General features: G+C 64.2%; 14 protein-coding genes, 1 pseudogene and 1 riboswitch. Of the genes and pseudogenes, 1 reads left to right on the top strand and 14 read right to left on the bottom strand.

Going from position 1 to position 14284, the window contains the following annotated elements:
• Positions 1-33 precede the first annotated feature (33 nt).
• From trmB to miaB, 10 genes and pseudogenes are all read right to left on the bottom strand, one after another.
• A complete protein-coding gene (gene trmB / locus PVW27_RS16645) occupies positions 34-747 on the bottom strand; it encodes a tRNA (guanosine(46)-N7)-methyltransferase TrmB (RefSeq protein WP_274559682.1) in 714 nt (237 codons plus the stop codon).
• A 107-nt stretch (positions 748-854) separates the two neighbouring features.
• On the bottom strand, positions 855-2036 hold the full coding sequence (metK, locus tag PVW27_RS16640; protein WP_274559680.1) for a methionine adenosyltransferase: 1182 nt from the start codon (positions 2034-2036) through the stop codon (positions 855-857).
• Positions 2037-2042: 6 nt separating this feature from the next.
• Positions 2043-2091, bottom strand: a riboswitch (SAM-SAH riboswitch).
• Between the two features lie 40 nt (positions 2092-2131).
• Complete coding sequence (lnt, locus tag PVW27_RS16635; protein ID WP_274559678.1) at positions 2132-3679, bottom strand: apolipoprotein N-acyltransferase; 1548 nt, start codon at positions 3677-3679, stop codon at positions 2132-2134.
• Complete coding sequence (locus PVW27_RS16630) at positions 3663-4562, bottom strand: hemolysin family protein (protein ID WP_274559676.1); 900 nt, start codon at positions 4560-4562, stop codon at positions 3663-3665. The genes lnt and PVW27_RS16630 overlap by 17 nt, the downstream gene beginning before the upstream one ends.
• Positions 4563-4640: 78 nt before the next feature.
• Positions 4641-4865, bottom strand: a pseudogene (ybeY, locus tag PVW27_RS16625) (rRNA maturation RNase YbeY); the annotation flags it as partial.
• A gap of 112 nt (positions 4866-4977) precedes the next feature.
• Positions 4978-5508, bottom strand: a complete 531-nt coding sequence (gene ybeY / locus PVW27_RS16620) for an rRNA maturation RNase YbeY (protein ID WP_274559674.1) — start codon at positions 5506-5508, stop codon at positions 4978-4980.
• Between the two features lie 78 nt (positions 5509-5586).
• Complete coding sequence (locus tag PVW27_RS16615) at positions 5587-6600, bottom strand: PhoH family protein (RefSeq protein WP_274559672.1); 1014 nt, start codon at positions 6598-6600, stop codon at positions 5587-5589.
• Positions 6601-6776: 176 nt separating this feature from the next.
• Positions 6777-7073, bottom strand: a complete 297-nt coding sequence (locus PVW27_RS16610) for a hypothetical protein (protein ID WP_274559670.1) — start codon at positions 7071-7073, stop codon at positions 6777-6779.
• 11 nt (positions 7074-7084) lie between these two features.
• Complete coding sequence (locus tag PVW27_RS16605; RefSeq protein WP_274559669.1) at positions 7085-7648, bottom strand: OmpA family protein; 564 nt, start codon at positions 7646-7648, stop codon at positions 7085-7087.
• A gap of 276 nt (positions 7649-7924) precedes the next feature.
• Entirely contained in the window at positions 7925-9244 is a 1320-nt protein-coding gene (gene miaB / locus PVW27_RS16600; RefSeq protein WP_274559666.1) for a tRNA (N6-isopentenyl adenosine(37)-C2)-methylthiotransferase MiaB, read from the bottom strand.
• A gap of 131 nt (positions 9245-9375) precedes the next feature.
• Here miaB and PVW27_RS16595 point away from each other — a divergent pair, with 131 nt between their 5' ends.
• Positions 9376-10245 (top strand): hypothetical protein, encoded by an 870-nt coding sequence (locus PVW27_RS16595; RefSeq protein ID WP_274559665.1) that lies wholly within the window; start codon positions 9376-9378, stop codon positions 10243-10245.
• 5 nt (positions 10246-10250) lie between these two features.
• On the opposite strand, the gene PVW27_RS16590 is transcribed toward PVW27_RS16595, so the two are convergent.
• The 4 genes from PVW27_RS16590 to fabA all read right to left on the bottom strand — a co-directional run bounded on the left by PVW27_RS16590 (position 10251) and on the right by fabA (position 14230).
• On the bottom strand, positions 10251-11513 hold the full coding sequence (locus PVW27_RS16590) for a flavin-dependent oxidoreductase (RefSeq protein ID WP_274559664.1): 1263 nt from the start codon (positions 11511-11513) through the stop codon (positions 10251-10253).
• An 80-nt stretch (positions 11514-11593) separates the two neighbouring features.
• Positions 11594-12385 carry an enoyl-ACP reductase FabI gene (locus PVW27_RS16585; protein WP_274559663.1) on the bottom strand — a complete coding sequence of 264 codons (792 nt, stop codon included), beginning with the start codon at positions 12383-12385 and terminating at the stop codon, positions 11594-11596.
• A gap of 6 nt (positions 12386-12391) precedes the next feature.
• Positions 12392-13621 carry a beta-ketoacyl-ACP synthase I gene (fabB, locus tag PVW27_RS16580; RefSeq protein WP_274559661.1) on the bottom strand — a complete coding sequence of 410 codons (1230 nt, stop codon included), beginning with the start codon at positions 13619-13621 and terminating at the stop codon, positions 12392-12394.
• Positions 13622-13720: 99 nt separating this feature from the next.
• On the bottom strand, positions 13721-14230 hold the full coding sequence (fabA, locus tag PVW27_RS16575) for a bifunctional 3-hydroxydecanoyl-ACP dehydratase/trans-2-decenoyl-ACP isomerase (RefSeq protein WP_274559659.1): 510 nt from the start codon (positions 14228-14230) through the stop codon (positions 13721-13723).
• Positions 14231-14284 lie beyond the last annotated feature (54 nt).

Below are 14284 nucleotides of genomic sequence, written 5' to 3'. Positions count from 1 at the left end.
GCCGCGCTCATGACCCGGCGGGACCTTGCCGGATCAGCGCTTGCGGAAGGTCAGGTAATGGGGTGTGCGGCCTTCGCGCAGGGCCTTTTGCTCGTAGCGGGTCGAGATCCAGTCGGACCAGGGCTTGCGCCAGTCGTCTGGCCCTTCGGCCAGCCAGTCGAAGCCTGCGCGCGGCACCTCTTCCAGCGTCTGGCGGACATAGTCGGGGATATCGGTCGCGACGCGGAAGATGGCGCCGGGCTTGAGGGTGCGGGCCAGAGGCTCCAGATGCTCGGGCGTCACGAAGCGGCGGCGGTGGTGGCGCTTCTTGGGCCAGGGGTCCGGGTAGAGCAGGAAGGCGCGGGACACGCTGGCGGGCGGCAGCACGTCGAACAGATGGCGCGCGTCACCGGGATGGATGCGGATGTTGTCCACGCCCGCTTTGCGGATCTTGGCCAGTGCCATGGCCACGCCGTTCAGGAAAGGCTCGCAGCCGATGATGCCGACCTGCGGGTTCGCGGCGGCCTGATGCACCATATGTTCGCCCGCGCCGAAGCCGATTTCCAGCCAGAGATCGCGCCCTCCGAAGAGGGCGGGCAGGTCCAGCGGGATGCGGTCGGGGTTTTCGTCCCAGCCCACCGCGCCGGGGGAGAGCTTGTCGAGGTCCTGATCCAGCAGTTGATACTGGCTGTCGCGCAGGGTCTTGCCCTTGAAGCGGCCATAGAAATTGCGCCAGGGCGCGCCGGAGGGGTGATGGGTGTCGGTCATGGTGCTGCCCCTTAGCCGGATCGGGGCAAGGCTTCAAGGTGGAGTGAGGTCAAGCAAAAGGCGGCGTGGGTGTTGCCGCGCCGCCTTTGGTCGGGTGGCTGACTGGTTCAGACCGCTTTTTTCAGCGCTTCGGCCAGATCGGTGCGTTCCCAGCTGAAACCGCCATCGGCCTCGGGCTGCCGGCCGAAATGGCCATAGGCTGCGGTGCGGGAATAGATCGGGCGGTTCAGCGACAGATGCGTGCGGATGCCGCGCGGGGTGAGGTCCATCACCTTGGGGATGGCCGCTTCGATCGCGGCGGGTTCGATGGCGCCCGTGCCGTGGGTGTCGACATAGATCGAGAGCGGCTGTGCCACGCCGATAGCATAGCTGAGCTGGATCGTGGCGCGGTCGGCCATGCCTGCGGCCACGATATTCTTGGCCAGATAGCGCGCAGCATAGGCGGCGGAGCGGTCAACCTTCGTTGGATCCTTGCCCGAGAAGGCACCGCCGCCATGGGGGGCCGCCCCGCCATAGGTGTCGACGATGATCTTGCGGCCCGTCAGACCCGCATCCCCATCGGGGCCGCCGATGACGAATTTGCCCGTGGGGTTCACGTGCCAGACGGTATCCTTGGTCACCCAGCCTTCGGGCAGGACGTCGAGGATATAGGGTTCGACTACGGCGCGGACATCGGCGCTGGTCATGCTTTCGTCCAGATGCTGGGTGGACAGGACGATCTGGGTCACACCGACGGGCACGCCGTTTTCATAGCGCACGGAAAGCTGCGATTTGGCATCCGGGCCAAGGGTCGGCTCGGCGCCCGATTTGCGCACTTCGGCCAGACGGCGCAACATGGCATGGGCGAACTGGATCGGCGCGGGCATCAGCGCGTCGGTTTCATTCGTGGCATAGCCGAACATGATGCCCTGATCGCCTGCGCCCTCGTCCTTGTCGGCGCTGGAGTTCACGCCCTGTGCGATATGGGCGGATTGCTCGTGCAGCAGGTTGGTGATTTCGCAGGTGGCGTGGTGGAATTTTTCCTGCTCATAGCCGATGTCCTTGATGCAGGCGCGGGCGATGTCGGGGATGCGTTCCATATATTCGGCCAGCTTGGCCTGGTCCGACAGACCGACCTCACCGCCGATGACGACGCGGTTGGTCGTGGCGAAAGTCTCGCAGGCGACGCGCGCCTCGGGTTCTTCGGCGAGGAAGGCGTCCAGAACCGCGTCGGAAATGCGGTCGCAGACCTTGTCAGGGTGCCCTTCCGAGACGGACTCGGAGGTGAAAACGTAATTCTGTCGTGACATGAAAAGTGCTCCATTGGGTTAAGCCCGTCACGCCAGGAAGCCGTTGTGACAGGAATAGCAGCGTGGTTACGCGCGCTGGTGGCAAGCGTCAATCGCTATCTGGTGCGTCGCGCCCGCAGGTGCCAGCCTGCGGCAAGAATGAACAATCCGGGGATGAGCAGGAGCATCGGTCCCTCGCCCGTGCGGGCATAGAACGTAGGCGGCAGCGGCTCCGGGAGGGGGGCGTCCAGCCAGCCGGCCTGTCCCAAGGGGATCTGGGCGGTGATGCGGCCCAGCGGGTCGATCATGGCAGAGACGCCTGTATTGGCGACGCGGACCATGGGCAGGCCCTGTTCGATGGCGCGCAGACGGGCCTGTGCGAGATGCTGATAGGGCCCCGAGAGCGCCCCGAACCATGCGTCATTGGTGATCTGCATGAGGAAATCGGGCCGGTCCGGTGCCGCGTTGATGAATTGCGGAAAAACCGCCTCGTAACAGATCAGCGGCAGGGCGCGGCCAAGCGCCCCCAGATCCATCAGCCGCGCGCCGGGACCGGGCGAGAAGCCGCCTCCGCGCGAGGCCGCCATGCCATGGATGCCGAATTTCGCCATGGTCTCGCCGAAGGGCATGTATTCGCCGAAGGGGACCAGCTGATGCTTGTCATAGATGGCGCGGATCACACCGCCCTCATCAATGAAAAGGGCGGAATTATAGGTGCGCTGGCCGATGAAGCGCTGGATGCCCAGCACGACCGGCACGCCATCGGCCGCCGTGGCGATGGCATCGAGTTCCGGTTCGGCGTTTTCGAGAAGCACGCTGAGGGCGGTTTCGGACCAGATCACCAGATCGGGGCGCGGGCGGGCGGGGTCTTCGGCGGGGGCGGCGGTGTAATCGACCTGCCGCTGGAAGAAGACCGGGATCATCGTGCGATCCCATTTCAGATGTTGCGGCGCGTTGGGCTGGATCATGCGGATCACCGGACGCTCTGAAAGGGCGGGATCGGCCTGTGCGACGGGTCCAGCCCCCATCGGGACGCTGCTGCCCCAGAGCGCTGCCGCCGCCACGGTGGCGAGGCTGGCCGCTCCCCACCAGCGCCGTGCCGGGATCAGGAGCAGCATCAGCCCGGTGCCTGCCGTCAGGGCGAGGAGGGTCAGGCCGTGATGGCCGACCAGTGCGGCCATATGCACCAGCGGCGTGTCGATCCATACATGGCCGATCAGCGCCCAAGGAAAGCCGGTGAGGACATAGGAGCGGGCGACCTCGACCAGAGCGAAGCTGGCGATGAAGGCGAGGGCCGTGCCGCCAAGCCAGCGGGTTGCGGCCCCTGCCCCTGCCCAGAAGAGCGCGAGACCGGCGGACATGCCCACCAGCGCGAAAGGCGCCATCCAGCCGTGACGGGCCGGATTGATCATGAAAGGTTCGATGATCCAGAACAGCGCGAGCGCGAAATAGCCGGTTCCTGCGGCCCACCCGATCAGCGCGGCGCGGCGCGGACCATCCGCGCGGCGCAACAGCGCGAAGAGCAGCGCCAGACCGGGGATTGCCAGAAACCACAGATCGAAGGGCGCCTGTCCCAAGGCCCCCAGCCCACCGGCCAAGGCGGCCAGCGCAAGCTGGCCGCGCAGCCCCGCAAGGCGGGGCTGCATGTCAGGCGGCAGACGCATGTGGCAGGCGGACCCTCAGTCGCTTGATGCGGCGGGGGTCGGCATCGACCACCTCGAATTCCACCCCCGCGGGATGCTGGACCACCTCGCCGCGCACGGGCACGCGGCCCGCGAGCATGAAGACCAGACCGCCCAGCGTGTCGATCTCTTCCTCGTCCACATCCTCGTGTTCGGTCAGAGAGAGGCCGATCTCGGCCTCGAAATCCTCGAGCGGGGTTTTGGACAGGGCCAGATACTGGCCCGGTTTTTCGGCGGTCCAGAACTGATCCTCGTCGGTGTCGTGTTCGTCCTCGATCTCGCCGATGACCTGTTCAATCAGGTCCTCGATCGTCAGAAGGCCATCGACGCCGCCATATTCGTCGATCACCAGCGCCATGTGCTTGCGTTCGGACTGCATCTTTTGCAGCAGCACGCCGATGGACATGGAAGGCGGCACATAAAGGAGGGGACGCAGCATCTGCTTGAGGGAGAATTCCTCGGAGGTGCCGTTGAACCCGTGCTTGAGCGCGAAATCCTTGAGGTGCAGCATCCCGAGCGGCGTATCCAGCGTGCCGGAATAGACCGGAAGCCGGGTGAGGCCGGTTTCGCGAAACAGCTCGACCAGTTCATCCATCGAGATCGTATCGGGAACGGCGGTGATGTCCGCCTTGGGGATCGCCACATCCTCCACACGCATGCGGCGCAGGTTCAGGATGTTGTGGACCTGCTGACGTTCGGGGGTCGAGGCGTTCGAGGCCGTCTCTTCGCTGTCGTCATCGCTGTCCGAGGGGCTGAGCGCCCCGATGATCCGGCGGAAAAACCCGCCCTGTGACGTCTTGTCGATCTCTGAATACGGCAGCGCGCCCTGCGCTGCCCCAGAAGACCCGTCTATGCTGTCGCCCATCGTACCTTTCCAGAATGTGGAAGCTGCGCTTCCTTGGTCAAAATGCCATCGGCGGGCAACCGGCCCGCCTCGGTGCCCCTAATATGGGTCAGGGACCCCCAGTTTGCCAAGTATCGCCACCTCGATTGTTTCCATCAAAGTGGCATCCTTGTCACGAACATGGTCATAGCCCAGCAAATGCAAGGTTCCGTGAACGACCAGATGGGTCACATGATGCGCCAGCGGCTTGCCCGTCTCGGCGGCTTCCCGCGCACAGGTTTCCCAAGCGATGGCGATGTCGCCCAGCGCGATGCCCTCGTCCTCGTCCTCTTCGTCGCCCGTCTATGCTGTCGCCCATCGTACCTTTCCAGAATGTGGAAGCTGCGCTTCCTTGGTCAAAATGCCATCGGCGGGCAACCGGCCCGCCTCGGTGCCCCTAATATGGGTCAGGGACCCCCAGTTTGCCAAGTATCGCCACCTCGATTGTTTCCATCAAAGTGGCATCCTTGTCACGAACATGGTCATAGCCCAGCAAATGCAAGGTTCCGTGAACGACCAGATGGGTCACATGATGCGCCAGCGGCTTGCCCGTCTCGGCGGCTTCCCGCGCACAGGTTTCCCAAGCGATGGCGATGTCGCCCAGCGCGATGCCCTCGTCCTCGTCCTCTTCGTCGAAGGCAAAGGGATCGTCCTGCGGGGTCGCGTCGGGGACATAGGGGGCCTCTCCCTCTTCCTCGGCGGCGAGGTCCTGCGCGGGCCAGCTGAGCACGTTGGTGGGCGCGGGTTTGCCCCGGAACTCGGCGTTCAACACGCTGATGCGGCGATCATCGCACCCCAGCAGGCTGATGGTGTAGAGATCAGGGTCAAAACCCAGATGGGTGAGCGTCGCGCAGGCGGCGGTCTCGGCCAGAGCCGCGAGCCCGGCCTGCGCCCATCGGTCGTCTTCGATCTGTGTATCGGTCAGCATGTGGCGATGTTGCAGCGGGGGCTGTCTGCCCCCGCACCCCCGAGAGTATTTGGCGCAAGATGAAACGGGCGGCGGTGTTCAGACCGTGCCGTCCGCCTCATAGGCTTCGATGATGGCGGCGACAAGGGGATGGCGGACCACATCCTTGGAGGTGAAGTAGTTGAAGCTGATCTTGTCGATGGATTTCAGCAGACGTTCGGCATCGGCCAGACCCGAGGTCACACCGCGCGGCAGGTCGATCTGGGTACGGTCGCCGGTGATGACCATGCGCGAGCCTTCGCCCAGACGGGTGAGGAACATCTTCATCTGCATGGAGGTGGCGTTCTGCGCCTCGTCCAGCACCACGAAGGCGTTGCTGAGGGTGCGGCCACGCATGAAGGCCAAGGGGGCGATCTCGATCCGCTTTTCCTCGATCAGCTTGGCGGTCTGCTTGCCGGGGAGGAAATCGTTGAGCGCGTCATAGAGCGGCTGCATGTAGGGATCGACCTTGTCCTTCATGTCGCCGGGCAGGTAGCCCAGTTTCTCACCCGCCTCGACCGCGGGGCGGGACAGCACGATCCGGTCCACCTGTCCGGTGATGAACATGGACACGCCTGCCGCCACGGCCAGATAGGTCTTGCCGGTGCCCGCAGGGCCGATGCCGAAGCACAGCTCGTTCTTGAAGAGGTTCTGGACATAGGCTTTCTGCGCCTCGGTCCGGGGTTCAACGAGTTTGCGGCGCGTCTTGATCTCGACCCTTCCGGCGCGGAACATTTCGAGCTGGTCGCCGGCCAGAAGGCCGGTGTCCTGCGCGGAGTTGCCCATGCGGATCTGCATGTCGATGTCGCCCTGTTCGAGCGCGCGGCCTGATTCGAGGCGTTCATAGAGCGCATCCAGCACCTCGATCGCGTTGGCTGTGGCATCCGGGTCGCCGAAGACGGCCAGTTGATTGCCACGCCGCAGGATCTGCACCCCCAGTTTCTTCTCCAGATCGGCCAGATTGCGATCATATTCGCCACACAGGTCGATCAGCAGGCGGTTATCGGGGAATTCGGCCAGACGTTCGATCTGGGAGGACGGGTCGAAGGGCGGGGGCAGCACTGTGATAGCCAAGCAGATCTCCTTGCTGAGGCCGGATCAGCGGAGGGCTGACCCTGTCACCTGTGGGAAAGGGTGCCAAGTTGCGCGGCATCGTGCAAGCGGCATGATCATCATGTAGGGTGCCGGGCAACAAAAAACACCACAGGCGGGGCGTCTGTGGTGCATGTTCGGGCGAAATGTCGCCCGGATCAGAGGTTGGGCAGAATCTTGCCGCGCGCCTTGTAGGGGCCGACCGCCGTGCCCGGAGGGGCAGCATTGGAGCAGACAGGCGCGCCATCGGGTTGCAGGCGGGGCGACAGATAGCCCTCCAGCCCGTCGTCGATGATCCAGTGGTCGCAGCCGTTGGGATCGACCCAGACACCCGCCACAAGCTGGCTGAGGTGCTTGCGGTCCAACCCGGTATCCCGCGACTTGTCCGCATCAACCGTGCAACCCGCCAGGGCCGCCACGACCCCCAGCATTGCGATTCCCTTGAAATAGGTCATTTCCGGTCTCCTCAGCGCAGGCAGATGATTTCGACGCGGCGGTTCTGCGCCATGCCGTCTGCGGTGGAATTGCTGGCCCTTGGCATCCGTTCGCCGAAGCCGCGCACGTCGATGATATTGGCACCGACGGATTGCCCGACCCGCGCCACGGCATCGGCGCGCCGCAGGCTGAGGCTCATGTTGTATTCGTCCGAGGCGCGGCTGTCGGTGTGACCGTGGACCAGATAGGCCCGCGCATTCGCCTTGCGGAAGAAGGATTCAAGATTCTGGCGGGTGTTGGCGTGGATCTGGGCGCCGTTGGTGGCGAAGAACTGATCCGTCGGCATCACGCCGCAGACCTGCCCCCGGTGGCAGACGGGATTGCCGTTGCGGTCCAGATGCGGCGACATGAAACCTTCGGCACCATCGTCCATCACCCAATGTTCGCAACCATCCGGGTCGACCCAGATGGTGGGGACATACCGCTCACCCTTGACGGTGTTCTGCTGGGCCGAGGCCGCATCTGCGAGCCCCGCGACGGCCACTGCGGACACAACCGCACAGGCGAGCGCCGCACGTATTGCTGACCATGTCATCTTGGAAAAGTCCCCTTGATTACTGTTTAACCAAATCGCCCGACAGGAGACCCCAGGGGCGCACATACTAGACGGCAGAATACGAAGATTTGTAGCGATTGGGAAGAAAATTCCACAAGATATTGTGGATATTCGCGCAACAATCCCCAGCGAAAGGACGGATTATATCTTTGGGCGAATGACGGCACAGCAACTCGCCCATGACGCAGCCATCAGGGGAGGCATTCGCCCCTCATGCGGATCAGGAGACAGTGCTCTTTTTCAGGCGGGGCCGGTTCAGGCCATGACGCCGGACAGGGAGTTCGTGCCGCTGCCGGTGATTCTGACCCGTGCGATCTGCCCGATGGTTGCAGCGGCGTCGGACACATGCACGGCATGCAGATATTCGGATTTGCCGACCATCTGACCCGGCATCCGGCCCGCACGTTCGAAAAGGACCGCGACCTCGCGCCCGACCATGCTGTCCTGCACGCGACGCTGCTGCGCGGCCAGAAGCGCCTGCAACCGGTAGAGGCGGTCGGTCGTGACATCGTCAGGCAGTTGCGCGCGCTCGGCCGCCGGGGTGCCGGGGCGGGTAGAGTATTTGAAGGAATAGGCCTGCCCGAATTCCACCGCGCGGATCAGGTCGAGCGTGGCGGTGAAATCCGCCTCGGTCTCTTCGGGGAAGCCCACGATGAAATCGCTGGAGAGCAGGATATCGGGGCGCGCGGCGCGGATCCGTTCGATCAGGTGCAGGTAAGCGTCGGCCGTGTGGTTGCGGTTCATCCGCTTGAGGATGCGGTCGCTGCCCGATTGCACGGGCAGATGCAGATAGGGCATCAGCTTGGCGCAATCGCCATGGGCGGCGATCAGGTCATCGGACATGTCGTTGGGATGCGAGGTGGTGAAGCGGATGCGCTCCAGCCCGTCGATGCGGTCCAGAGCGCGGATGAGGCGGGCCAGCGACCAGTCGCCACCTTCGCCGGCGCCGTGATAGGCGTTGACGTTCTGGCCCAGCAGCGTGATCTCGCGCACACCGCGCGCGACCAGATCGCGGGCTTCCTCAAGGATGCGGTCGGCGGGGCGGCTGACTTCGGCACCGCGCGTATAGGGCACCACGCAGAAGGCGCAGAACTTGTCGCAGCCTTCCTGCACGGTCAGGAAGGCTGTGGGCCCGCGCGCGGCCTTGGGGCGGTGGCGGAGGGTTTCGAACTTGTCATCCTCGGGGAAATCGGTGTCGAGGGCACGCTTGCCCTCACGCGTGCGGGCCTCGAGCTGCGGCAGGCGGTGATAGCTTTGCGGGCCGACGACCAGATCGACCAGCGGCTGGCGGCGCATGATCTCGGCCCCTTCGGCCTGCGCCACGCAGCCCGCGACGCCGATCTTGAGGTCGGGATTGGCCTCTTTCAGCACGCGGAAGCGGCCCAGTTCGGAATAGACCTTTTCCGCCGCTTTCTCGCGGATATGGCAGGTATTGAGCAGGATCATGTCGGCGTCTTCGGGCGTCGCCGTCTCGACATAGCCCGAGCTGCCCATCGCCTCGGCCATGCGCTCGCTGTCATAGACGTTCATCTGGCAGCCATAGGTCTTGATATAGAGTTTCTTCGGCGTGCTCATGGAGATGTCCTGACGGTCGGGGGTCGGATGCGTGCCTATACCAGAACGGGGGTCCCTTGCAATGCACGCGGATTTCGCGGACCTTGCGCGGCAACAGGCAGAGACGACAGGTGCGGGGCGATTTCACGGCGATGCGGTATACGAGTCTCAAGGATTTTCTGACCCGGTCGGACAAACTGCTGGCCAAGGGGCCGGTGGCGGTGATCTTTGTCGAGGATGAGGTCGAGGTCGCCTCGACCCTGCGGCATCATCTGGGGTTGGGATTTGCTGCGGTTCTGGCCTTCATGCCGGCCGCCTTCGATCTGGCGGAGGAGTTCGACAGCACGGTGCACCGGATCGACCACGACACGCTGGCGCCGACCATGCTGACCGATACGGTCAATGCGCTGATCAAGGCCGCGCCCGGAACATGGTTCTATTACTGCTACAACGCGGAATACCTGTTCTATCCCTTCTGCGAGAGCCGCTCTGCGGCCGAGATGCTGGCCTTTCACACCGAGGAACGGCGCGATGCGATGCTGTGCTATGTCATTGACCTCTATGCAGGGGATCTGAACGCGCGCCCGTCCGCCGTGAGCCTTGAGGATGCACATCTGGACAAGTCGGGCTATTACGCGCTGGCGCGTGTCGATCCGGACAATCACAACCACCCGCGCGAACGGCAGCTGGATTTCTTCGGCGGTCTGCGCTGGCGCTATGAGGAGCATATCCCCGCGCCGCGGCGCAAGATCGACCGGATCGCGCTGTTCCGGGCCAAGCCGGGGTTGGAGCTGCGCGAGACACACACGTTCAATAACGAGGAATACAACACCTATGCCTGCCCGTGGCATCACAACATCACGGCGGCCATCTGTTCGTTCCGCACGGCCAAGGCGCTGAAGGCCAACCCCGGATCGACCTTCGACATCCATAGTTTCCGCTGGCACAATTCCACCCTGTTCGAGTGGCATTCGCGACAGTTGCTGGATCTGGGGCTGATGGAGCCGGGTCAGTGGTTCTGAGCGGGTTATTCCGCCGCGCGGTCCATCGGCCCCAGAATGGCTGGCTGGGCGTTCAGCACCTCGATGGAAAAGCCTGACAGGCGCTTGTATTTCTCGGCATGGGCGGCGAGGTCGGCGCGGGGGATGACATCCTCGATCTTGTCGAACACACCGCCGCAACGGTCCTCGACCATCTGCATGACCGCATCCGGGCCAGCGCCACGATTGGCGCGCAGGATGCCTTCGGCGCGGGGGCGCATTTCGGCCTCGTAGGCTTCAAGGGCTTGGGGTGTCACGCCATGGGCGCGGAGCGCCGCCCCCAGTTTGCGCGCGTCGATGATGGCCTGGCTCGCGCCGTTGGAGCCCACCGGATAGGTGGCATGGGCGGCGTCCCCCATGAGCGTCACGCGGCCATCGGTCCAGCGGGCCATGGGTTCGCGGTCAACCATGGGATATTCATAGACCGGGCCGGTCGTGGCGCGGATCATGGCGGGGCAGTCGATCCAGCCGAAATCCCAATCCTCGAACGCGGGCAGGAATTCCGCCGGATCGGCGGGCTTGTTCCAGTCGCCCTTGGCCATGGCGCGGCCGGGATCGACGCGCAGTTCGGCGATCCAGTTCATCTCGGCCAGCCCGGTTGCGGGGTCGGTGGCGGAAATCGGATAGGCCACGAACCGCTGGGTGTCATGGCCTGCAAGGATCATCGCGGCCCCACCCAGAAAGGGCACGCCGGGGCTGGTGCCGCGCCACATGATCGCGCCGTTCCAGATCGGCTCGCCTTCGTCGGGCAGCATCTGGGCGCGGATGGCCGAGCGGATGCCATCGGCGGCAATCGCCAGATCGCCCGTCACGCGTGTCCCATCGCTCAGGATCAGGGTGGCGCCCTGTGCATCCGTCTCATAGCGCATCACGCCCGCGCCGGTGACCACGCAATCGGCCCCTGCCCTTGCTTGCAGTTCCTCCAGCAGCATCATCTGCAACTTGCCGCGATGGATCGAATATTGCGGCCATGTGTATCCGGCATGAAGCCCGCGCGGCTCGGCCCAGATTTCAAGGCCCGTCTTGGTGTAGAACCCGTATTGCCGCGTGCGCACGCCGATGGCGTCCAGATGGGTTTGCAGGCCCAGATCATAGAGTTCGCGCACCGCGTTGGGCTGGATGTTGATCCCCACGCCAAGGGGGCGCAATTCGCCCACGCGCTCGAAAATGCGGAAGGGGATGCCCAGCTGGTGCAGCGTAAGGCCCATGGCCAGCCCGGCAATGCCTGCGCCCGCGATCAGAACCGTCATTCCATGCCCCCAGAACCTGCGCTTCTTTTTGCTTCAAATATCCCCCGCGGAGCGTCCCTGCCCCGCCGCCCACGCGCCCGTCAGATATTGTCGGGCTGCGGCATGCCAAGCACGTGATAGCCGCCATCGACGCGGATGATCTCGCCCGTCGTGCAAGCCCCTGCGTCCGAGGCAAGATAGACCGCCGTGCCGCCCACCGCCTCGAGCGTGGCGTTCGACCGCAGGGGGGCGTTCATGTCGGTATGCTTGTAGGTCTTGCGCGCGCCGCCGATGGCGGCACCGGCCAGCGTCTTCATCGGGCCGGGGCTGATGGCGTTGACGCGGATGCCTTCGGGGCCAAGGTCATTGGCCAGATAGCGCACGGCGGATTCCAGCGCCGCCTTGGCCACGCCCATGACGTTGTAGAAGGGTGTAACGCGGTTTGATCCCTGATAGGTCAGGGTCAGGATGGTGCCGCCGTTCTCCACCATCAGGGGATGGGCGCGGCGGGCCACTTCGATCAGCGAATAGCACGAGATATCCAGCGAGTTGCGGAAATTGGCCCGGCTGGTGTTCAGGAAACGCCCGGTCAGTTCGTTCTTGTCGGAAAAGGCGATGGCGTGGACCACGAAATCAATCGTGGGCCAGCGGGCGGCCAAACTCTCAAACGCGGCATCAAGGCTGGCGTCATCGGTCACGTCCACGTCGACCATGAAATCGGAACCCACGCTTTCGGCCAGCGGTTTCAGGCGCGAACCGAAGGCTTCACCCTGATAGGTGAAGGCGAGTTCGGCCCCGGCCTCGGCCATCGCCTTGGCGATGCCCCATGCGATCGAGCGTTCGTTGGCGACCCCCATGATCAGGCCGCGTTTACCCTGCATCTGTCCTGTCATGTCAGATCACCCGTGATATTTCGACAAAAGCATCGAGCCATTGGTGCCGCCAAAGCCGAAGCTGTTGGTCATCACCGTGTCGAGCCCCGCATTGTCGATGCGCTGCGTGGCGATTTCGCCCGCATCAATCGCCGGATCAAGGGTTTTCACGTTGATCGAGGGGGCGATGAAATCATGTTCCAGCATCAAGAGGCAATAGATCGCCTCTTGTGCGCCGGTGGCCCCCTGGCTGTGGCCGGTCATGGATTTGGTCGAGGAGATCAGCGGAGTCGTGCCCCGGCCAAAGACGCGGCGGACGGCTTCGACCTCGCCCACGTCGCCCACGGGGGTGGATGTGCCATGGGCGTTGATATAGCCGACCTTGCGATCCTTGTTCAGGCCCGCCAGCGCCAGTCGCATGGCGCGTTCGCCGCCCTCGCCCGAGGGGGCGACCATGTCATGGCCGTCGGATGTGGCCGCATAGCCGGTGACTTCGGCATAGATCTTGGCGCCGCGCGCAAGGGCGTGGTCCAGTTCTTCCAGCACGACGATGCCACCGCCGCCTGCGATGACAAAGCCGTCACGGTCCGCATCAAAGGCGCGGGAGGCCAGTTCCGGTGTGTCGTTATACTTGCTGCTCATCGCGCCCATGGCGTCGAAGAGGCAAGACAGCGTCCAATCGAGTTCCTCGCCGCCGCCGGCGAACATCACGTCCTGCTTGCCCATCATGATCTGCTCCGCGGCGTTGCCGATGCAATGCAGCGAGGTCGAGCAGGCCGAGGTGATGGAATAGTTGATGCCCTTGATCTTGTAGGCGGTGCTGAGGTTGGCGGAAATGGTCGAGGACATGCATTTGGGCACGGCGAAGGGCCCGATCCGCTTGGGGCTGCCATTGGCCAGCACGGTCTGATGCGCCACCAGCATCGAGGATGTGGATGGGCCGCCGGAGCCTGCCACCAGCCCGGTGCGCTCGTTGGAGATATCGGCCTCGGTCAATCCTGCATCGGCGATGGCCTGCCCCATGGCGATATGGGCGTAAGCCGCCCCCGGCCCCATGAAACGCAGGGTGCGCTTGTCCACATGCTCGGCGATGTCGAGTTTGATGTCGCCTGCGATCTGGCTGCGGAAGCCGTGTTCCTTCATCGCCTCATTGGCGCGGATACCCGAGCGGCCCGCCTTGAGCGCCTCGAGCACTTCCGAGGCATTGTTGCCGATGCTGGACACGATCCCCAGCCCTGTAACGACGACGCGGCGCATGGACGCCCTCCCTTGATCTTGTTCAAGTCTGTGTAGGACAGCAGGGATTGAGGGGCAAGCGGTTAGGCGGAATGGCGTTGCGTCGGGTGGGGCGGGTTCTCAGCTTTCGCTGAGGGCCACTTTCATGTCCTTGACCTGGTAGATCACTTCGCCATCGGCCTCGACGATGCCGTCGGCCACGCCCATGGTCAGGCGGCGGGTCTGGATCGCCTTGGTGAAATCCACCTTGTAGGTCAGCATCTTGCGATCGGGGCGGACCATGCCGGTCAGTTTCACCTCGCCCACGCCCAGCGCGTAGCCGCGCCCCTGCCAGCCGCGCCAGCCCAGATTGAAGCCAGTGAGCTGCCACAGCCCGTCAAGACCCAGACAGCCGGGCATGATCGGGTTGCCGGGAAAATGGCAGGAGAAGAACCACAGGTCCGGGGTGATGTCGAATTCGGCCACCACATGGCCCTTGCCGTGCAGGCCGCCATCCTCGGAAATCTCAGTGATGCGGTCCATCATCAGCATCGGCGGTTCGGGAAGCTGGGCGTTGCCGGGGCCGAACAGCTCGCCACGGGCGCATTTCAGCAGGTCTTCCTTGTCGAAACGGGTGGGATACTGGGCCATGCGGGCGCGGTCCTTCTTGTGGTCTGGCGTGGGCTTCAGGGTGGTTTGGAGGCG

Origin of the sequence: Seohaeicola sp. 4SK31, from assembly GCF_028802875.1 — a bacterium.
Lineage (GTDB): Bacteria > Pseudomonadota > Alphaproteobacteria > Rhodobacterales > Rhodobacteraceae > Seohaeicola.
Note: the sequence above shows the minus strand (reverse complement) of the source record. Positions and strands in the feature narration are given on the sequence as shown.